The sequence below is a fragment of the Sphingomonas endophytica genome, from assembly GCF_001476895.1.
Classification (GTDB): Bacteria; Pseudomonadota; Alphaproteobacteria; order Sphingomonadales; family Sphingomonadaceae; genus Sphingomonas; species Sphingomonas endophytica_A.
The window spans coordinates 47,958-68,652 of record NZ_LDTB01000046.1 but is presented as its reverse complement, the minus strand read 5'-3'; the positions used below and the strand labels follow the sequence as shown (position 1 = coordinate 68,652).

The following is a 20,695-nucleotide window of genomic DNA, read 5'->3' as shown; positions in this document are numbered from 1 at the left end:
CCTCCCCGGGGAGGCCGATACAAGGACGCAGGTGACGCGCGGCATCGCGCTCAACATCCCGGTCCTGTCCTCGGCGATGGACACCGTGACGGAGGCCGACATGGCGATCGTCATGGCGCAGCTCGGCGGGATGGGCGTCCTCCACCGCAACCTCACGATCGACGAACAGATCGCGGCGGTGCGGCAGGTGAAGCGCTTCGAAAGCGGCATGGTCGTCAACCCGATCACGATCGCGCCGCAGGCGACGCTGGCGCAGGCGCAGGCGCTGATGGCCGCGCATCGCATCAGCGGCATCCCGGTGGTGGAGAGCGACGGCAAGCTGGTCGGCATCCTGACGAACCGCGACGTCCGCTTCGCCGAGAACCCGAACCAGCCCGTCGCCGAACTGATGACGCGCGAGAACCTCGTCACTGTCTCGACCGGGGTCGCCAAGGAAGAGGCGCGCCGCCTGCTCCACCAGCGCCGCATCGAGAAGCTGCTGGTCGTCGATGATGCCTATCGCTGCGTCGGGCTCATCACCGTCAAGGACATCGAAAAGGCGGTGATGTACCCCGAGGCGACCAAGGATGCCGCCGGCCGCCTTCGCGTCGCCGCCGCCACGACGGTCGGCGACAAGGGCTTCGGGCGTACCGAGGCGCTGGTCGACGCCGAATGCGACCTGATCGTCATCGACACCGCGCACGGTCATAACAGCGAGGTGGCGCGCGCGGTCGAGCGCGTGAAGAAGCTGTCGAACGCGGTGCAGGTCGTCGCGGGCAACGTCGCCACCGCCGAGGCGACGCGCGCGCTGATCGATGCGGGTGCGGACGGGATCAAGGTCGGGATCGGCCCGGGCTCAATCTGCACCACGCGCGTCGTCGCGGGCGTCGGCGTTCCGCAACTGACCGCCGTCATGGATTGCGCGGAGGCCGCGATGAAGGCCGGCGTGCCGGTGATCGCCGACGGCGGCCTGCGCACCTCGGGCGATCTCGCCAAGGCGCTGGCGGCGGGCGCCTCGACCTGCATGGTCGGCTCGTTGCTCGCCGGGACCGAGGAAGCGCCGGGTGAAACGTTCCTTTATCAAGGGCGTGCGTACAAATCCTACCGCGGCATGGGAAGCGTCGGCGCGATGGGCCGCGGCTCGGCCGACCGCTACTTCCAGGGCGAGGTCCGCGATCAGCTCAAGCTGGTGCCCGAGGGGATCGAGGGTCAGGTGCCTTACAAGGGCCCGGCGCGCGACGTCATTCACCAGCTGGTCGGCGGCATCAAGGCGGCGATGGGCTACACCGGCTCGGCGACGATCCGCGACCTGCAGGCGCGCGCCAGCTTCGTCCAGATCACCGGCGCGGGGCTGAAGGAAAGCCATGTCCACGACGTGACGATCACCCGCGAGGCCCCCAATTACCCGACCCGCTGACGCGCGCACCTGTCCTACATCGGCGGTTTCTGGCACAGGCGCGGACATGACGTCCCGCCGTGCCCGAACCGTCGTGCTTTCTTCGGGTACAGCCGCCTCGACATTCGCGGCGGAAGAGTGCCAGCGTCTCAACATCCGCGGCGCCCGGCACCACCACGATCTCCCCGTCACCCCGGCGAAGGCCGCGGCCCAGTCGGCGAACGCCACCGGCTCACAACGACGGTTCCGCCCCTGGACCCCGGCCTCCGCCGGGGTGACGTCGCGTGACGGGGGCCCCTTATCCACATCGCGCCAGCGTCTCAACATTCGCAACATTCGTGACGGCGGACGACGCCTCCATCTCCCCGTCACCCCGGCGAAGGCCGGGGTCCAGTTGCGGGACGCCGCCGGCGCACAACCACTGCTCCGCCACTGGATCCCGGCCTCCGCCGGGGTGACGTCGCGTGACGGGGGCTCCGCATCCACATCGCGCCAGCGTCTCAACATTCGCAACATTGGTGACGGCGGACGACGCCCCCATCTCCCCGTCACCCCGGCGAAGGCCGGGGTCCAGTTGCGGGACGCCGCCGGCTCACAACCACTGCTCCGCCACTGGATCCCGGCCTCCGCCGGGGTGACGTCGCGTGACGGGGGCCCCGCATCCACATCACGCGAGCGTCTCAACATTCGCAATATTCGTGACGGCGGACGACGCCTCCATCTCCCCGTCACCCCGGCGAAGGCCGGGGTCCAGTTGGGGAACGCCGCCGGCGCACAACGACCGCTGCGCCACTGGACGCTGGCCTCCGCCGAGGTGACGGCAGAGATGGGGCGACGGCGCCGAAACCCCGCCAGCGTCTCAACATTCGCAACGTTCGCCCATGCCTCCCTCCGCCCAGGGGAGCGGCTAAGCCCGTCGACGCCGATCCCGAGCGGCGTTCGACAGCCGCCGCTCCCCGGAACACACGCCCGGAACCGCCAGAAATGACCCCCGCCGCCCGCACCCAGGCCGCGATCGAGCTGCTCGACGCGATCATCGCCGCCGCCCGCGAAAGCGGCGCGGCCGCCGACACGCTGATCGCGCGCTATTTCGCGCAGCGCCGCTACGCCGGCTCGAAGGATCGCCGCGCCGTCCGCGAACTCGTCTATGCCGCGATCCGCCGCCTCGGCGAACGTCCCGCCGATGGCCGCGCCGCCATGCTCGCGCTCGCCGCGACCGACCCCGCGCTGGCGGCCACCTTCGACGGCTCGCCGCACGGCCCCGCGCCGGTCGCCGACGAAGCTCCCGCTGCCGAGGGGCTCCACCCGCGCTGGCTGGAGGACCGCCTGACCGCCTCCGGCCTCGACGCCACCGAACAGCGTGCGCTGATCGAGCGCGCGCCCCTCGACGTCCGCCTCCACCCCGATCATGCTGCGCTCGACCTGCCCGGTGCCGAGCCGATCCCCGGCCTGCCGCTGGCGCGCCGTCTCCCCGCCGGCACCGATATCGCCCCCCATGCCGGCCAGATCGAGGTACAGGACGCCGGCAGCCAGGCGGTCACGCTCGCCGCCGGCGCGACGCCGGGCATGACCATTCTCGACCTGTGCGCCGGGGCCGGGGGCAAGAGCCTCACGCTCGCCGCGCTCATGAACGACGACGGGCGGATCATCGCCAGCGACGTCGACCGCGCGCGCCTCTCGCGCCTCGCCCCGCGCGCCGAGAAGGCGGGCGTCACGATTATTGAGACCCGCCTCCTCAACCCGCAGCAGGAGGTCGCGGCGCTCGCCGACGTCACCGCCGACGTGGTGCTGATCGACGCCCCCTGCTCGGGCACCGGGACGTGGCGGCGCAATCCGGAGGCGCGCTGGCGGCTCACGCCCGCGCGGCTCGACCGGCTGATCGCGATGCAGGCGCACGTCCTCGCCATCGGCGCGGGCGCGGTGAAGCCGGGCGGGGCGCTTGCCTATATCGTCTGCTCGTTGCTCGACGGGGAGGGCGCGGCACAGGTCGACGCCTTCCTCGCCGCCAACCCCGGCTGGCAGGCCGAACCGCTCGCGCTGCCGTTCGGCCGCCCGCACGGCCCCGGCCTTCGGCTCACCCCCGCGCATGACGGCACCGACGGTTTTTTCGTCGCACGGCTGCGGGCGCCATGCTAACCGGGGCGCATCGTGTCGAAGCTGGAGCCGTTCATGCGTTTCACCGCCGTCGCCATGGCCGCCTCGCTGGCGCTGGTGTCGATTTCCACCGCGCTTCACGGCCAGCGCCCCGACGACCAGATCGATCCGCGCAGCATGGCCTTGCTGCAACAGGGCAGGGCGGCGCGCGCGGCGGGTAATCTCGACGGCGCGACCGACCTCATGGAAACCGCCGTCACCGTCGATCCGCGCAACCGTCAGGCGTTCGTCGCGATGGCGGAGGTGGCGGAGGCGCGCGGCCTGCCCGGCAAGGCGATCCGCCTCTATCGCGAGGCGCTGCTCCTCGAACCCAATGACGTCAGTGCCCTGGCCGGGCAGGGTGAGGCAATGGTCGCCAAGGGCGCGGTCGAACGCGCCCGCCAGAACCTCGCCAGGGTCCGCTCGCTCTGCAAGGGTGCCTGTCCGCAGGCGACCGCGTTGGCCGGCGTGATCGCCAAGGGGCCGCCGGTCACGACCGCGCAGGTCGGCGCGAACACCACGACCGCCAGCGCCGGCAACGGTCCCTCGGCGCAGGACTGACGCGCGGCCGCCGATGAAGACGCTCGCCGCCGCCTTCGCCGCTGCCGCGCTGGCGATCGTGCCGGCGCAGGCGCGGACGATCCTGTTCGTCGGCAACAGCTTCACCTTCGGCGCGAACGCCCCCGTGCGGGTGCTGAACGCCGATCGCGTCACCGATCTGAACGGGGAGCGGATCGGCGGCGTCCCCGGCCTGTTCGCCCGCTTCGCGCAGGAGGCGGGGCAGGACTGGCAGGTGTCGCTGGAAACCGCGCCGGGCCGCACGCTGGCCTGGCATCTGGCCGAGCGTCGTTCGCTGATCGACCGCCCGTGGGATCAGGTCGTCCTGCAGGAATATAGCACGCTCGATCCGCACCGCCCCGGCGATCCGGCCGCCTTCGTCGCCGCGACCCGCCAGATCGCGGCCATGCTGCGCGCGCGTCAACCGGATGTCGGGATCACGCTCACCGCGACATGGAGCCGCCCCGACCTGATCTTCCTGCCGGGACAGCGGTGGTCCGGCACCCCGGTCGAGGCGATGGCGAACGACCTGCGCCGCGCGACCGATCTGGCCGCGGCGGGGGTCCGCGCACGCGTCGCGCCGGTCGGGCAGGCGTTCACCTGCGCGATCCGCGCCGGCACGGCGGACGCCAATCCCTATGACGGCATCGACTATACCCGGCTGCCGCTCTGGTCGTTCGATCATTACCACGCCAGCAGCTACGGCTATTATCTGGAGGCGCTCGTGGTCTTCGGCAAAGTGACGGGCGTGGACCCGCTGACGCTCGGCCCTGCCGAAGGCGCCGCCGAGGACCTCGGCTTCTCGCACGAGGAAACCGTCGCGCTCGAACAGGCCGCGCACGACGCGCTGACCACCGACGGCGGCTGCGGGCGGTAGCGGGGTCGTCAGCCGACCGGCATCGAGCGGCCGGTCGGCTCGCATTCCGCCTTCGCCTCTTCCTCCGCGACATGCGGCGTCGCGTTCAGGTTGCCGCGCCGCCACCCGCCGCGCAGGTAATAGCCGATCATCAACAGCATCGACCCCAGCGATCCCGCCGGAAAGCTCCACCAGATCGCGTCCGCGCCCCATGCCGGGGCCAGCCCGGTCGCCATCCCCAGCCGCAGCGGGAACATCGCGATCGCCAGGATGACCAGCGGTCCCACCACCGCCCCGTTGGCGCGCACGGTCGATGACAGCACCATCGACACGCCGAACAGCACGAAGCTCCACCCCGCGATCAGGTTGATCCGCGCCGCGATGTCGATCGCGCCGCCATCTGCGCCCAGGAACAGCCCCAGCACCGGCCGGTCGAGCAGGGTCAGCAGCGCGACCAGCCCGCCGGTCAGCGCCAGATTGATGAGGATGCCGGCGCGCGTGATCCGTCCGACGCGATCCCATGCACCCGCCCCGATGTTCTGCGCCGCCATCGCGCTCACCGCCGCGCCGACCGCCATCGCCGGCATCTGGACATAGGTCCACAGCTGGTTCGCCGCGCCGTAAGCGGCGGTGGTGGCGGTGCCGTGGCGATTGACCAGCCCGATCATCGCCAGCGCGGAGGTGGACACCACCAGCATCTGCAACCCCATCGGCACGCCCTTGACGACGATCGTCTTCAGCAGCGCGGGATCGGGCAGGATGTATCGCAGCTCGGACCCGCGCAGCCGGATCGGCAGGTCGCGGCGATAGATGTAGGCGACGAGCGACGTGAGCGAGACGACATTGGCGATCAGCGTCGCCAGCGCCGAGCCTTCGATGCCCAGCGCCGGGACCGGCCCGATACCGCGGATCAGCACCGGGTTCAGCGCGACGTCGATCGCGGAGCCGAGCGCCATGAACTTCAGCGGCGTCACCGCGTCGCCCGTTCCACGCAGCGCCATCGTCAGCAGCACGGCGAGGAAGCCCGCCGGCATGGCAACGAAGATCACGCGCAGATAGGCGAGCGCCAGCGGATACACGTCCGCCGGCGTCGCCAGCAGCCGCAGGATCGCCGGTGCCGCGAACAGGCCCACGACCACGGTGGCGACCGACAGCAAGGTGAACAGCCCCAGAGAGGTGCCGAGGACGCGGCGCACCGCGTCCACGTCGCGCCGCCCCATGTTCTGCCCGACCATGATGGTCGAGGCCATGCCGAAGCCGAACACCGCCGCGATCAGCAGGAACATGATGATATTGGCGTTGGTGGTCGCCGCCAGCGCCCGCTCGCCCAGGAACTGGCCGATCCAGATCGCATTGATCGATCCGTTCAGCGACTGGAGCACGCTCGACGCCATCGTCGGCAGCGCGAACACCAGCAGCGTGCGTCCGATCGGTCCGCTGGTCAGATTACGGTGCGGCGGTCCCGCCATCGTTCGCTCCCCCCGTCCCGGGCGGCGACCCGGGGCATCGATCCACCATCGCGCGGTAAAGGATCAAATCCAAGCGCGATCGATCCGGTGCGGAAAGGGGAGCGAACCGGGCGGTCACGTCAGATGCCGCGCGCCTTGGCCACGGCGGTGCTGAAATGGTCGCCCTTCGCGATCGTGCAGGCATCGACCCCGACCGGGATGATCTGCGCGTCGTCCACTACCTCTTCGGTCGTTACCTTCTTGCCATGCTTCATGCTGGTGTCGAAGGCGATGCCTTCGGGCCGGAGCTTCACCAGTGCGTCGGCGGTATCGCGGCAGACGACCGTCCGTTCGGCATCGCCGTTCTTGACCATCGCGATCGCCGCCACGCCGTTCGACAGCGGCACATGCGCTTCCTCGACGACCCACGGCGCGGCCGACGCGCCGGTGGCGGCGACCAGGCTGGAGAAAGCGACGACACCGATCAGCATCTTGTTCATCTTGACCTCCTTCGTTTGATCCGAGGCCTGAAAAACGGCTGATTTGCGCGGTGGTTTCGCCTCCGCACCAACATGGATAAAGTGTAATCCGGCGGTCGGGCGACGTTCATCGAGCCGGCCTGTCCTACATCTGCCGCGCCTTGCTACAACGCTGCATGGCTGTCCGTTGCGTCTCTTCCCGTCATCCGCGCACCGGCCTGGCACCACACGCCCGCGTCGAACGCCGACGTGGTGTGAAGTTTGTGAACTTCCGCGCGTCTCGCTCAGGCGATGCCGAACGGCACGACGCGATTCGTCTGCGTGTGCCCGACTTCGGCGCGGCCCAGATACGGCACGCCCAGATCGCGGCACCAGCGCGTCATCATCGTGTCCAGCGGCTCGTTCCAGCCCGGCTCGTTGCCCTTGACGTCCGTCACCGCGCCCAGTCGCACGCCGGCGATGCTCCGCAATTGCGTGGCGTTGCCCATCGTGAACAGCATCCGGTCGATCGCGTACATCGCCTCCGACACTTCCTCGACGATCAATACATGGTCCGCCAGATCGGGCAGGTACGGCGTGCCGATCAGCGCGGCGAGGATCGACAGGTTGAACGCGGCGGTCGGTCGCCCGTCGAGCCCCGGCTCCAGCGTGCTGCGATCGCCCCGCGCCAGCCAGCCGAGCGCGCGCGCCACGGTCGCGTCGCCGCCCTGCCGCCGGATGTCGCTCGCCATCGGGCCGTGCACCGGGTGTCCGATCCGCCGGGCGTAGAGCGCCCCCAGCAGGAAGCCGACATCGGAGTAACCCAGATAGGTCTTGTTCCGCGCCGCCGGCCCCAGTTGCGGCATGATCGTGCCCAGGATGCGGTTCGATCCATAGCCGCCGCGGATGAACCAGATCGCGTCGATCGCCGGATCGTTGGCATATTCCAGGAACGCCGCCGCGCGCACCGCATCGGAGCCGGCGAAATGACCGTCGCTCGCCAGGCATTGCGGGTGGAACAGCAGGTCGATCTCGGGATAGGCGACCGCCGCGAAGGCGGAAACCGGCGCGATCACGTCCGGGTTGGCCACGCTGCTCGCCGCCAGCACTCCGATCCGCATCGTCACGTTCCCCTAGATCCTTGGCCGCTTGCCACTTCCCGGCAAAGCGCCGATAGCCCGCCGCCATGCATGACGGCAACGTATCGGGCCAGCGCTTCTTTCTGGTCGGTATCGGCGGATCGGGAATGATGCCGCTGGCGATGATCCTGATGGGACGCGGCGCGATCGTCGCGGGCAGCGATCGCGGGCTCGATCAGGGGCGCGTGCCCGCCAAGTTCGACGGGTTGCGCGCGCTCGGCGTCGAACTGTTCGCGCAGGACGGCAGCGGCGTGGTGTCGCCCGATCAGATCGTCGTCGCCTCGGCGGCGGTCGAGGACACCGTCGCCGATATCGTCGCGGCGACGCGCATCGGCTGCCCGCGCCTGTCGCGCGCCGAACTCAACGCCGCGCTGTTCAACGCCGCCGCGCAGCCGATCGGCGTGGCGGGGACCAGCGGCAAGTCGACCGTCACCGGCATGATCGCGACGATCCTCCACCACGCCGGCCGCGATCCGACCGTGATGAACGGCGCGGTGATGAAGGATTTCGCCAGCCCCGATCGCCCGTTCGCCAGCGCGCTGGTGGGGCAGGGCGAACCCTATGTCAGCGAGGTGGACGAAAGCGACGGATCGATCGCGCTCTATCGCCCGCGGGTCGCGGTGCTCAACAACGTCAGCCTCGATCACAAATCGCTGGAGGAACTGAACCGGCTGTTCGGCGACTTCATCGGCCATGCGCGCGTCGCGGTGGTCAATGCCGACAATACCGATGCCGCGCGGCTGGCGATGGCGCTGCCGCCGGGAAGGGCGACCCGCTTTTCGCTGCTGGATGAGAGCGCCGATCTGTTCGCCGCCGACATGCGGGCAGAGCCGTTCGCGATCCGCTTCACGCTGGTCGCGCGGGGCGAGCGCACGCCGGTCGCGCTCAGGGTGCCGGGGCTGCACAATGTCGCCAATGCGCTGGCCGCGATCGGCGCGGCGCTGGCGGCAGGCGTATCGCTCACCGATGCCGTCGCGGGAGTCGAGCGCTTCACCGGGCTGCGCCGTCGGTTCGACCTGGTGGGTCAGGCGAGCGGCGTCGCGATCATCGACGACTTCGGGCACAATCCGGACAAGATCGCGGCGACGCTGGATACGCTCCACGCCTTTCCCGGCCGCGTGATCGCGCTCTTCCAGCCGCACGGCTATGGCCCGTTGAAGGTGATGCGCGCCGAACTGGCGGCGATGTTCGCGACGCATCTGCGCGGCGATGACCTGCTGGTGTTGCCCGATCCCGTCTATCAGGGCGGCACCGTCTCGCGGGACGTGACCAGCGCCGACGTCGTCCGCGATGTCGCGCTGGCGGGCGGCCACGCGCTCCACATTCCCGATCGCGCGGCGGCGGCGGCGCATTGCGTCGCCGTGGCGCAACCGGGCGACCGGATCGTCGTCATGGGCGCGCGCGACGATACGCTGTCGCTGCTCGCGGCGGAGATGCTCGAACGGTTGCGAATGGGGTGACGGCGCTTATGTGGCGCGGATGAGCATCGTCACATCGCAGCCGCCGCGTCCGCGCCTCGCCTATCACCACACGCCTGGGCGCGGGCCGACGATCGTCTTCCTGCCCGGCTATGCCTCCGACATGACCGGCACCAAGGCGGTCGCACTGGAGGGCTGGGCCAAGGAAAAGGGACAGGCGTTCCTCCGCTTCGACTATGGCGGCTGCGGCGCCAGCGAGGGCAAGTTCGAGGATCAGTCGCTCGCCGACTGGCGCGACGACGCGCTGGCGATGGTCGATCATCTCGATGGACCGGTGGTGCTGGTGGGGTCGTCGATGGGCGGATGGATCGCGTTGCTGGTGGCGCTGGCCCGGCCCGATCGGGTCGCGGCGCTGGTCGGCATCGCGCCTGCGCCCGATTTCACCGACTGGGGCTTCTCGCAGGACGAGAAGATGTACCTGCTGCAACATGGCCGGCTGGAGCGCGCCAATCCTTATGGCGCTCAGCCGACCGTCTACACCCGCCGCTTCTGGCAGTCGGGCGAGGCGAGCCGCCTGATGGGCGGCACGATCGCCTTCGACGGGCCGGTGCGGCTGTTGCAGGGGCAGCAGGATCCGGACGTGCCGTGGCACCGCACGTGCGCGCTCGCCGAACTGATCCGCTCCCCGCACGTTCAGACGTGGCTGGTCAAGGACGGCGACCACCGGCTCTCGCGCGAGGACGATATCGCGTTGCTGATTCGCGCCGTCGAGGATGTGGTGCCCTGAACGGGAGTGTGACGTTGAAGTACCTGCATACCATGATCCGCGTGAGCGATCCGGACGCGACGATCGCCTTCTTCGAACTGCTGGGCCTCAGGGAGGTGCGGCGGATCGAGAATGAGAAGGGGCGCTTCACGCTGATCTTCCTCGCCGCGCCCGACGACATGAACGCAGCCGGCGAGCGTGCCGAGGCCGAGGTCGAACTGACCCACAATTGGGATCCGGAGGACTATGGCGGCGGCCGCAACTTCGGGCATCTCGCCTACCGGGTCGACGATATCTACGCGACGTGTCAGCGGCTGCTGGACCATGGCCATGTCGTCCACCGTCCCCCGCGCGACGGCCATATGGCGTTCGTGAAGACCCCCGACGGCATCTCGATCGAGTTGTTGCAGGACGGCACGCTCGACCCGGCCGAGCCGTGGCTGTCGATGCCCAATACCGGGACCTGGTGAGATGCTGGACATCGTCCGCGTCCCGGTCCTCAGCGACAATTACGCCTGGCTGCTCCACGATCATGAGGCTGCGCGGACGGTGGCGCTCGATCCGGGCGAGGCGGCGCCGTTGCTGGAGGCGGCGGCGGCGAGGGGCTGGACGATCGCCGACGTGTGGCTGACGCACTGGCATGGCGATCATGTCGGCGGCGCGGCGGCGATCCGCGATGCGCATGGTGCGAGGGTGATCGGCCCCGAGGCCGAACGCGCGAAGATCGCGGCGCTGGGCGATGGACTGGCGGAGGGCGATCGCGTCGCCATCGGCGCGCATCACGCCGATGTCTGGCACGTCCCGGGCCACACCGCCGGGCACATCGCCTTCCACTTCGCCGCCGACCGCGCGATCTTCACCGGCGATACGTTGTTCGCCATGGGGTGCGGGCGATTGTTCGAGGGCACGCCGGCCGAGATGTTCGCCAACATGCGCCGCTATGCCGATCTCGATGACGCGACGCGCGTGTACTGCGGACACGAATACACGCTGTCGAACGGCCGCTTCGCGCTGACGGTCGAGCCGGACAATGAAGCGCTGGTCGCACGGATGGCGGAGGTGGAGCGGTTGCGCGCCGCCGACGCGCCGACCGTGCCGACCACGATCGGCGCGGAGCGTGCGACGAATCCGTTCCTGCGCGCGCCCGATGTCGACACATTCGCGCAGCGGCGCTTGCTAAAGGATCGCGGCTGACGGTACCGTAACGCGTGTAACCATGTCGGTGCATGCAGGAAGGCAAGGAGAGAGCGATGCGTTTCCTCATGACCTTTACCGCCGCGGCGGCGCTCGGCGCGGTGGCGGTGGCCGCCGCTCCGGTGCAGAAGCGGGCGACGTCCCGCGCCGACAAGGATCGGGTGGCCTATGAAAAGCTGCTTGCCGGCAAGACGCCCGGCAAACCGCTGGACTGCATCGACACGCGCCGGACCCGTCCCCAGTTGACCGCCTACGGGGACAAGCTGATCTACCGCGTCAGCCGCAAGCTGGTCTATGTCACCGACACCGGCGGCGGCTGCGAGGCGGTGTCGCGCGGCGACACGATCATCACCCGCCAGTTCCAGACGCAATTGTGCCGCGGCGATATCGCCCGGACGGTGAACCTGCCCGCCGGCATCCCCAGCGGAAGCTGCGCGATGGGCGCGTTCGTCCCCTATCGTTCACAATAGGTGAGGAAGCCATGACCAAGCCGACCGAAGACGATCTGACCGGTGTCGAAGCGCGCCAGTCCCCCAAGCCGGAGGTCGAGGCGATCGGCGGGCGCAAGCTGAAGCCCGCGACGCTGATGATGGGCCATGGTTACGACCCCGCGCTGTCCGAGGGCGCGCTGAAGCCGCCGGTTTTCCTGACCTCCACCTTCGTCTTCCCCAATGCCGCGGCGGGCAAGCGCCATTTCGAGGGCGTGACCGGCAAGCGCCCGGGCGGTGCGTCGGGACTTGTCTATTCGCGCTTCAACGGCCCCAATCAGGAGATCTTGGAGGATCGGCTCGGCATCTGGGAAGGCGCGGAGGATGCGCTGACCTTCTCCAGCGGCATGTCGGCGATCGCCACGCTGTTCCTGTCGCTGGTGCGGCCGGGCGATACGATCGTCCATTCCGGCCCGCTCTATGCCGCGACCGAGACGCTGATCGCGCGCGTGCTGGGGCGGTTCGGCGTCAACTGGCTCGATTTCCCGGCGGGCGCGACCCGCGAGGAGATCGATGCGGTGCTGGAGAAGGCGCATGCGGCCGGCCGCGTCGCGCTGATCTATCTCGAAAGTCCCGCCAACCCGACCAATGCGCTGGTCGATGTGCAGGCGGTGCGTGCCAGCCGCGACGCGATCTTCGGCGCGGGTGACGAGGTGCCGCCGATCGCGATCGACAACACCTTCCTCGGCCCGCTCTGGTCGCAACCGTTGCGGCACGGTGCGGACGCGGTCGTCTACAGCCTGACCAAATATGCCGGCGGGCATTCCGATCTGGTCGCGGGCGCGGTGCTGGGCGCCAAGCCGCTGATCGACACGATCCGCGCGATGCGCAACACGATCGGCACGATCTGCGACCCGAACACGGCGTGGATGCTGATGCGCAGCCTGGAGACGCTGGAACTGCGCATGAGCCGCGCGGGCGAGAATGCCGCGAAGGTCTGCGCCTTCCTGCGCGATCATCCGAAGGTGGAACGCGTCGGCTATCTCGGCTTCCTCGCCGAAGCGGAGGGCCGCCAGGCCGACATCTATCGTCGCCACTGCACGGGCGGCGGCTCGACCTTCTCGCTCTATCTGAAGGGTGGCGAGCCGGAGGCGTTCCGGTTCCTCGACGCGCTGAAGATCGCCAAGCTGGCGGTCAGCCTCGGCGGCACGGAAACGCTTGCCAGCCATCCGGCGGGCATGACCCACCTGTCGGTCGCCGACGACCGCAAGCAGGCGCTGGGCATCACCGATAATCTTGTCCGCATCTCGATCGGTGTCGAGGATGCCGACGATCTGGTCGCCGACATGGAACAGGCGCTGGGGGCGGTGTAACATCGACTTCGCCCCGCGCCTGTGACACGGGCAGCGCCCATGGAAACATTCGACGCGATCGTGCTGGGCGCGGGCGGGGCAGGGTTGATGGCGGCGGGGGTCGCCGGGCAGCGCGGGCGGCGTGTCGTCGTGCTCGACCATGCCGATGCGCCCGGCAAGAAGATCCTGATTTCGGGCGGCGGGCGCTGCAACTTCACCAACCTGCACACCGCGCCCGACCGCTACCTGTCCGCCAACCCGCATTTCGCGAAGTCGGCGCTGGGCCGCTACACCGCTCGCGATTTCCTGGCGATGGTCGAGCGGCACGGGATCGCCTGGCATGAAAAGACGCTGGGGCAGTTGTTCTGCGATCGCTCCGCGCGCGAGATCGTCGACATGCTGCTCGGGGAATGCGAACTGGGCGGGGTGACGATCCGGCTGGGCGCCGCGCTGGGGGAGATCGGCCATGCCGATGGCCGCTTCACCGTTCGTCACGGTGATCGCCACTATGCCGCACCGTCGCTGGTGATCGCCACCGGCGGCCCCTCGATTCCGAAGATGGGCGCGACCGGCATCGCCTATGACATCGCCCGCCGCTTCGGCCTGAAGGTGGTGGAACCGCGCCCGGCATTGGTGCCGCTTACGCTCCCGGGCGACGAGGCGCTGTTCCGTGCCTTGTCCGGCGTCGCCACCCCGGTCGTCGCGCGGGCCGGCAAGGTCGCCTTCGCCGAGGCCGCGCTGTTCACGCATCGCGGCCTCTCCGGCCCCGCGATCCTTCAGGTGTCGAGCTACTGGCGGCACGGCGATCCCGTCACCATCGATTTCACACCCGACGTAATGCCCGGATGGCTGGTGGCGGCGAAGCGCGCCCGCCCCCGCGCCACGCTCACCCAGACGCTCGACCTGCCGGCCCGGCTGGCCGAGGTGTTGGCCGCGCGTCTCGCCATCGGCGAACTCGGCGCCACCAGCGACCGTGCCCTCATCGAGGCGGAGCGACGCCTGTCCGACTGGCGCTTCGAACCCAACGGCAGCGAAGGCTTCGCCAAGGCGGAGGTCACGGTCGGCGGCATCGCCACCGCCGCATTGTCATCGAAGACGATGGAGGCGCGATCGGTGCCCGGCCTGTATGCGATCGGCGAGGCGGTGGACGTCACCGGCTGGCTGGGCGGTTACAATTTCCAATGGGCCTGGGCGAGCGGATGGGCGGCGGGCCAGGCGATGTAACGCGTCAACGGATCCGGATCGCGCGATAGCTGCGCCCACCGACGTTCAGGAAAAACCCGCCCATCGCTCCCTTGCGGATGCGGACCTCTGCCCCGGCCTTGGGCGGGAAGGGCATCGGATCGGTCACCTGCCATATTGCCCCGTCGTCGCCCGACAGAGTGATGTCGATACGTCCGCCGCGATTTGCGCGCGTTCCTGCGACGGCGGCGGATATTTCGGTAAAGACGTCACGCTTGTTCTCATCGGGTCCGTCGCCCAAAACGGAAAGGGCGGGCACGCTCAGCCCGAAGAGCGAGCGGCGTGCCTTACGAATGTCGGCACGGTCGATGATGTGCACGTCATTGGCTTTCACGGATTCCTCCAACGCTGCCGTGGCGCGATCGAAACAGGCGAGACGCGAAGGGGGATCTGCAATGCTGCGGCAGGCCACGAAGCTGTTCACTACGCGGACGCTAGCGTCCTTCTGCTCAGCCTCGGAAGGGATCGCGACGAACGCCGCGGCGATCATCGAGACGGCGGAGGTGACGCGCGAAGTGGACATGCTCTCATGCTACGCACTGCTGGCCCCGTGCGACAAGTGGCCGAAGTGTGTCTAAGTGGTGACACTTTAACAAAAAGACCGTGACCTGCGGCTCACGATGTTGCTGCGCAGCGTGGCAGGACGTAGCGAAGTATCATTCCGAACCGCTTCTTGCGGGATCGGTGCGTGACAACGGAGTGGCGGAGCATACCGCCATCCGTAAAAAAGGGATGACATACATGCTGAACGCCTATCGTTCGCGCCTGCTCACCTCGACCCTGCTGGTCGGTACGGCGCTCTTCGCGCAACCTGCTTTTGCGCAAGTCAGCGATCCAGCTACCACTCCGGGCGCCACCACGCAGGAAGCGACGGCGACCGATGCCACGCCCGCCGACATCGTTGTCACCGGCACCCTGATCTCCAATCCGAACCTGACGACCTCCAGCCCGGTCACCGTCATCGGCTCGAACGAAATTCAGCTGCGGCAGAGCAACACCGCGGAGCAGTTGCTGCGTGATACCCCCGGTGTCGCCGCCAACGTCGGTTCATCCACCAACAACGGCAATGGCGGCGCGTCCTTTGTCGATCTTCGCGGCTTGGGGACGAACCGCAACATCGTGCTGCTTGACGGCGCGCGCATCGTTCCGGCCAACCTGAACGGCGCGGTCGACCTTAACAACATTCCGCTGGCGCTGGTCGAGCGCGTCGACGTTCTTACCGGCGGTGCGAGCACGACCTATGGTGCCGACGCCGTCTCGGGTGTCGTGAACTTCGTCACCAAGCGCGACTTCGCCGGCGTCGATCTGAACGTCAGCGAGCAGATCACCGATCGTGGTGATGGCAACATCTTCCGGGCTGACCTGACGGTAGGTGCGAACTTCGATGACGGCCGCGGTAACGCGGTACTCGCGCTTGGCTATCAGCAGGCGGACCCGGTCTTCTTCGCGAACTCGCGTCCGCGCTCCGATCTGACGATCGACTCATTCGATGGGTCGGGCAGCGGCGCGTCGCAGACGGCTGTTCCGGCGCGCTTCTCGGTGTCGGGTGTCGGAAACCGCAATATCGACCCGGCCACCGGCGCGCTGGTGCCGGTCTATGCGCTGTTCAACTTCAACCCGTATAACATCTTCCAGACGCCGTTCGAGCGCTTCAACCTTTTCAGTTCGGCACGTTACGAAGTGTCGGATCATGTCGAGGTGTACAGCCAGGGGCTGTTCTCGCAGAACACGGTTTCGACGATCATCGCGCCGTCAGGCACCTTCTCAAGCCCGATGTTCCTGCCGTTGAACAACCCGTTCCTGCCGGCATCGGCGCGCAGCACTTTCTGCGCCAGGAACGATTCCAATCCGAACCTCGCGGGTATTCAGACGCTGACGGCGGCGGAGTGCGCTGCGGCGGCGACCGCGACCAGCCCGAACGACCCCAATTATCGTGAGGTCAGCACGAACATCTCACGTCGTCTGGTAGAAGCGGGTGGCCGTATCAGCGACTATCGGACGCAGATCTTCAATTTCAAGGCCGGCGTTCGCGGCGACCTGACGGACTCGATCCGCTACGACGTCTACGGCGCCTATGGTCGTAGCGACAACACGCAGACGATCCGCAACTACGTTTACACCGATCGCTTCCAGCAGGCCCTTCGCGCGACGAGCACCACGGCATGCGTCGATCCTTCGAACGGCTGCGTTCCGATCAACGTCTTCGGGGGAGCTGGTACGATCAGCCCGGAAGCCGTCAACTTCCTGCTCGTTCCTGCGACGTCGGGTCAGCGCGCCAGCCTTGGTCAGGTCCACGGCGTCCTGACCACCGATCTGTTCCGCGTCGGTGACAACGAGCCGGTCTCGGTCGCGGTCGGTTCGGAGTATCGCAAGTACACCGCCGAAACCTATGCCGACATCCTTGCCCAGAACCCGGGTGCGCTCGGTGGCGCCGGTGGTGCGACCGTGCCGGTTACCGGTGGTTATTCGGTGGTCGAAGGCTTCGCCGAAGCCATTGCCCCGGTCCTGTCGGACGTCTCGTTCTTCAAGGCGCTGACCCTCGAAGCCGGTGTTCGCTATTCGAGCTACAAGGTCGACGCGCCGGGTAATCCGAAGTTCGACGCCTGGACCTACAAGGGCGGAGTGACTTGGGAGGTCGTGGACTCTTTCAAGCTGCGCGGCAACTATCAGCGTGCCGTTCGCGCGCCCACCATCGGCGAGCTGTTCACGTCGAATTCGGTCGGCTTGGTAAACCTGCGTAACGACCCCTGTCAGAACGGTGGTAATGCGATCGCGGCGACTTCGGTGCTGGGTCAGGTCTGCGCCGCGCAGGGCGCTCCGGTTGCCGCTGGCTTCATCACCCCGATCGATCCGCCATCGGCAGGTCAGATCAATGGTAGCTTCAGCTACAGCACCAACAATCGTCCGGAGACGGCCGACACGTACACCGTGGGTGCCGTCATCACGCCGACCGTTCTGTCGGGTTTCACGATGTCGGTCGATTACTACAACATCAAGGTTCGTAACGCGTTGACCACCCCGGCCGTGGGTGACGTTATCGCGGCGTGCTTCGCCAACCTGACGGCGGCGAGCGCCACCAGCGCGGCGTGCACCTCGATCCGGCGTGATCCGGCCACCGGTGGCCTCGACGGCGATCCCAGCACCACCGCTGGCGTGCCGCAGCCGCTGACCAACAGCGGTCGCCTGATGACCGATGGCATCGACCTGGTCGCGAATTTCCGCACCAGCATCACCGACGACGTGAAGCTGGCGCTGAGCTTCAACGGCAATTACGTATTCAACTCGAAGTTCCAGGCGAGCGCTGGTGGTCTCAACCGCGAGTGCACGGGCTATTACAGCATCAACTGCAGCTATTCGGGGTCGATCCTGCCGCAGTTCACGTTCAACCAGCGCACCACGGTGTCGGTGGGCGGGGCGGACCTGTCGCTGCTGTGGCGCCACATCTCGAGCAACCGGCAGGAGCCGTTCGACGCCGACGCGTCGAACTTCGGTTCGAACGGTCCGGCCTTCGCGGCCTTCCGCAAGATCCCGGCTTACAACTACTTCGATCTGTCGGCGCGTTTCCAGGTTACGGATCACTTCCAGCTGACCGTCACCGGGATCAATATCTTCGACGTGCAGCCGCCGACGGTCGGCAGCAACATCGGATCGACGACCTTCAACAGCGGCAACACCTATCCGCAGACTTATGATGCGATCGGACGTCGCTTCGCGGTGACCGGACGGGTGACCTTCTAAGGTTCGCAACCAGCGTCAATGCAGAGAGGGGGTGGACCATGTGTCCGCCCCCTTTTCGCGGCGAGAGTGAATTGTGATCGCGGGACGGCGACGATAGGCTGTTGCCATGATCAATAAAGATATCGAAGCCATCCTGATGACGGCCGCCCGCGCCCGCGCCGCGGGGCACGTTGACGAGGCAGTACGCCACTACAACGCAATTCTCTCCAGCGGGAACGAGCACCCCGTTGCGCTCAACGCGTTGGGCATGGACATGCTGGGCCGTGGCGATCCAATCGGCGCGAGCGCGTTCTTCGCGCGCGCGATCAGGGTCGATCCGAGCGCGCCCGAGCTGTGGATGAATTTGGCGAAGGCGCAGCGAGAGAGTGGAGACGACGCCGCCGAGCGGTTGGCCCTGGACGGCGCCTTGGCGATCGATCAACGCCATTTCATGGCTCTGGTTCGACTGGCCGAATGGCACGATCGCCGCGGCGAGGGCGTCGCTGCGGCGGAGCGTTGGTCGCAGGTGCTGACGCTGGCGATGGCGTTCGACGAACGTCCGCCGGCGATTGAGGCGCTGCTCGCCCATGCGCGCGCGGTTATCGCCCGCGAGCGTGCGGATCTCGCCGCTCGCATCGACACTGCGCTTGAAACATCGCGCTCAGCGCTCGATGCTAACGAACGTCGACGCGTTGATGCCTGTATCGACCACGCGTTGGGTCGACGCCCGATCTACACGAACCAGTGCGCGGGCATCCACTTTCCCTTCCTGCCAGCCGACGAGTTTTTCAGCCGGCAGCAGTTCCCGTGGCTGACTCAGCTTGAGGCACAGACTGGGACAATTCGCGAAGAACTTCTGCGCGTACTCGTCGAAGACGCGGCATTGTTTCAGCCTTACGTCGCGATGGAGCCGGGCACGCCGCAGAACAAATGGTCGCCGCTGGATGGTTCGGTAGCGTGGAGCGCGATGCATTTGTGGAAGGACGGCCGACGCGACGACGCGAATTGCGCGCGTGTACCCCGGACGGCCACGATAGTCGAATCCTTGCCTCTGTCCGACCTGCCGGGGCGCACCCCGACGGTGTTCTTCTCGATCCTCCAACCGGGCGCGCATCTGCCGGCGCACACCGGCGTCAGCAACGTTCGCGCGATCATCCATCTGCCGCTCATCGTGCCGCCGGGCTGTTCCTTTCGCGTCGGCGGCGAAACCCGCGATTGGGTGGAAGGCGAGGCTTGGGTATTCGACGACACCATCGAGCATGAAGCGTGGAACCGCTCGGATCGGATGCGCGCGATCCTGATCCTCGACGCGTGGAATCCGCACATCGCCGATCATGAGCGGGCGATGCTCCGCACGTTCTTCGCCACCTCCGGCGACGGCGCGGAGGCGGCAAAGCTGCGCGTGACGGACTGACCCCCTACCGCGTCGGGTCGATCAGATACTTCTCGCCGGTCGCCTTGCGTTCATAGGCGCGCAGGACGTCCGGGGTCAGCGCCTCGCGCAGCCCGATGGTGGCGGTGTAGCGGCTGGCGAAGGTCGTCGTCAGTTCGTCGACGATCCGCTGCCGCATCCGCGCCACCACCTCGGCACCCGCCTTCTGCAACCACGGGAACAGCAGGAAGCCGGACACGCTCCACTGGAAACCGAACGCCAGCCGGTTCAGCGTGGTCGGCGCGGTGTCGAGCGCGCCATAGATATAGAGCTGCTTGAACGTGTCCGAGCCATAGCGGCTATAGGCTGCGGCGGTCCGGTTCGCCGCCTGCTCCATCGCATGTAGGATGTCGCTGCCCAGCGTCCCGCCGCCGATCGCGTCGAAGCCGATCGTGGCGCCGGTCTCCGCGCAGGCATCCGCCAGCCTGGTCCGAAAGTCGTCGTCCTTGCTGTTCAGCACGTGCGTGGCGCCGATCTCGCGCAGGATCGCGGCCTGCTCGGCGCTGCGCACGATGTTGATCAGCGGGATGCCGTCCGCCAGGCAGATCTTCTGGAGCATCTGGCCCAGGTTCGACGCCGCGGCCGTGTGGACGATCGCCTTGTGCCCCTCCCGCCGCGTCGTCTCCACGAAAGCGAGCGCGGTCAGCGGGTTGACGAACATGGCGGCGCCATCGGCGGCGCTGGCTCCCTCGGGCAGGGGAACGGCGTCGCGGCGCTTGATCGTGCGATATTCGGCGAACATCGCGCCGCCGATCATTCCGACCTTGCGCCCGATCAGATCCTGTCCCTGCGCGCCCGCCGCGATCACCGTGCCCGCACCCTCGTTGCCGGCGGGCAGGGACTGTCCCAGGCGCGCCCGAACCGACGCGAGCCGCGCCGGCGGGATGCGAAAGCGCAAGGCGGGACGATCGCCGCCCCCGATCTCCTCCAGCGTCGACACATCGGCCGGACCCAGCAGCAGCCCCAGGTCTGACGGGTTGATCGGCGCCGCCTCGACGCGGACCAGCAGTTCGTCGTCGGCGGGCGCGGCGTGCGTGACCTCCGCCAGGTCGAGCGTCAGCCAGCCATCCGCATCCACGGTCGTGCGCAGTTCCAGACCCTTGACGTCGCTCATCCTCGCCTCCTTCTTGCGTCCGCCCGACATGGGCCGCGTCTCCGTGATGGTCAAACCCGTTCTCT

At 68.0% G+C, this 20,695-nt stretch carries 18 protein-coding genes; 13 read left to right on the top strand and 5 right to left on the bottom strand.

What is annotated here, in order from left to right:
- The 4 genes from guaB to NS334_RS11635 form a co-directional block, all read left to right on the top strand.
- Nucleotides 1-1,396, top strand: a 1,396-nt coding sequence (gene guaB / locus NS334_RS11650; protein ID WP_058756136.1) for an IMP dehydrogenase, incomplete at its 5' end; no start/stop codon positions are given.
- A gap of 963 nt (nucleotides 1,397-2,359) precedes the next feature.
- Nucleotides 2,360-3,511, top strand: a complete 1,152-nt coding sequence (locus NS334_RS11645; protein ID WP_058756124.1) for an RsmB/NOP family class I SAM-dependent RNA methyltransferase — start codon at nucleotides 2,360-2,362, stop codon at nucleotides 3,509-3,511.
- A 33-nt stretch (nucleotides 3,512-3,544) separates the two neighbouring features.
- A complete protein-coding gene (locus NS334_RS11640) occupies nucleotides 3,545-4,069 on the top strand; it encodes a tetratricopeptide repeat protein (RefSeq protein WP_058756135.1) in 525 nt (174 codons plus the stop codon).
- A gap of 13 nt (nucleotides 4,070-4,082) precedes the next feature.
- Nucleotides 4,083-4,943, top strand: coding sequence for an SGNH/GDSL hydrolase family protein (locus NS334_RS11635; protein WP_058756123.1), 861 nt, complete (start codon nucleotides 4,083-4,085; stop codon nucleotides 4,941-4,943).
- An 8-nt stretch (nucleotides 4,944-4,951) separates the two neighbouring features.
- On the opposite strand, the gene NS334_RS11630 is transcribed toward NS334_RS11635, so the two are convergent.
- The 3 genes from NS334_RS11630 to NS334_RS11620 all read right to left on the bottom strand — a co-directional run bounded on the left by NS334_RS11630 (nucleotide 4,952) and on the right by NS334_RS11620 (nucleotide 7,949).
- Entirely contained in the window at nucleotides 4,952-6,391 is a 1,440-nt protein-coding gene (locus tag NS334_RS11630; RefSeq protein ID WP_058756122.1) for an MATE family efflux transporter, read from the bottom strand.
- Nucleotides 6,392-6,510: 119 nt separating this feature from the next.
- On the bottom strand, nucleotides 6,511-6,870 hold the full coding sequence (locus tag NS334_RS11625; protein ID WP_058756121.1) for a hypothetical protein: 360 nt from the start codon (nucleotides 6,868-6,870) through the stop codon (nucleotides 6,511-6,513).
- Between the two features lie 263 nt (nucleotides 6,871-7,133).
- Complete coding sequence (locus NS334_RS11620) at nucleotides 7,134-7,949, bottom strand: LD-carboxypeptidase (RefSeq protein WP_058756120.1); 816 nt, start codon at nucleotides 7,947-7,949, stop codon at nucleotides 7,134-7,136.
- Nucleotides 7,950-8,014: 65 nt separating this feature from the next.
- Between NS334_RS11620 and NS334_RS11615 the strand changes: the two genes are divergently transcribed.
- The 7 genes from NS334_RS11615 to NS334_RS11585 are packed head-to-tail and all read left to right on the top strand — an operon-like array spanning nucleotide 8,015 to nucleotide 14,349.
- Nucleotides 8,015-9,427 (top strand): glutamate ligase domain-containing protein, encoded by a 1,413-nt coding sequence (locus NS334_RS11615; protein ID WP_058756119.1) that lies wholly within the window; start codon nucleotides 8,015-8,017, stop codon nucleotides 9,425-9,427.
- 19 nt (nucleotides 9,428-9,446) lie between these two features.
- Complete coding sequence (locus NS334_RS11610) at nucleotides 9,447-10,172, top strand: alpha/beta hydrolase (protein WP_058756134.1); 726 nt, start codon at nucleotides 9,447-9,449, stop codon at nucleotides 10,170-10,172.
- A 14-nt stretch (nucleotides 10,173-10,186) separates the two neighbouring features.
- On the top strand, nucleotides 10,187-10,621 hold the full coding sequence (locus NS334_RS11605; protein ID WP_058756133.1) for a VOC family protein: 435 nt from the start codon (nucleotides 10,187-10,189) through the stop codon (nucleotides 10,619-10,621).
- A gap of 1 nt (nucleotide 10,622) precedes the next feature.
- Nucleotides 10,623-11,345: a hydroxyacylglutathione hydrolase gene (gloB, locus tag NS334_RS11600; protein WP_058756118.1), complete on the top strand. Its 723-nt coding sequence runs from the start codon at nucleotides 10,623-10,625 to the stop codon at nucleotides 11,343-11,345.
- A gap of 56 nt (nucleotides 11,346-11,401) precedes the next feature.
- Entirely contained in the window at nucleotides 11,402-11,815 is a 414-nt protein-coding gene (locus tag NS334_RS11595; protein WP_058756117.1) for a hypothetical protein, read from the top strand.
- An 11-nt stretch (nucleotides 11,816-11,826) separates the two neighbouring features.
- On the top strand, nucleotides 11,827-13,146 hold the full coding sequence (locus NS334_RS11590) for a cystathionine gamma-synthase family protein (protein ID WP_058756116.1): 1,320 nt from the start codon (nucleotides 11,827-11,829) through the stop codon (nucleotides 13,144-13,146).
- A 39-nt stretch (nucleotides 13,147-13,185) separates the two neighbouring features.
- Nucleotides 13,186-14,349, top strand: a complete 1,164-nt coding sequence (locus tag NS334_RS11585; RefSeq protein WP_058756115.1) for an NAD(P)/FAD-dependent oxidoreductase — start codon at nucleotides 13,186-13,188, stop codon at nucleotides 14,347-14,349.
- A gap of 4 nt (nucleotides 14,350-14,353) precedes the next feature.
- Here the strand turns inward: NS334_RS11585 and NS334_RS11580 are convergent, their stop codons facing one another.
- On the bottom strand, nucleotides 14,354-14,890 hold the full coding sequence (locus NS334_RS11580) for a hypothetical protein (RefSeq protein WP_153002721.1): 537 nt from the start codon (nucleotides 14,888-14,890) through the stop codon (nucleotides 14,354-14,356).
- A 218-nt stretch (nucleotides 14,891-15,108) separates the two neighbouring features.
- On the opposite strand from NS334_RS11580, the gene NS334_RS11570 reads away from it, so the two are divergent.
- Together NS334_RS11570 and NS334_RS11565 are read left to right on the top strand one after the other, a co-directional pair.
- Complete coding sequence (locus tag NS334_RS11570; protein WP_058756112.1) at nucleotides 15,109-18,105, top strand: TonB-dependent receptor domain-containing protein; 2,997 nt, start codon at nucleotides 15,109-15,111, stop codon at nucleotides 18,103-18,105.
- A gap of 106 nt (nucleotides 18,106-18,211) precedes the next feature.
- Entirely contained in the window at nucleotides 18,212-19,498 is a 1,287-nt protein-coding gene (locus tag NS334_RS11565; protein ID WP_058756111.1) for an aspartyl/asparaginyl beta-hydroxylase domain-containing protein, read from the top strand.
- A 4-nt stretch (nucleotides 19,499-19,502) separates the two neighbouring features.
- On the opposite strand, the gene NS334_RS11560 is transcribed toward NS334_RS11565, so the two are convergent.
- Entirely contained in the window at nucleotides 19,503-20,630 is a 1,128-nt protein-coding gene (locus tag NS334_RS11560) for a zinc-binding dehydrogenase (RefSeq protein ID WP_058756132.1), read from the bottom strand.
- Nucleotides 20,631-20,695 lie beyond the last annotated feature (65 nt).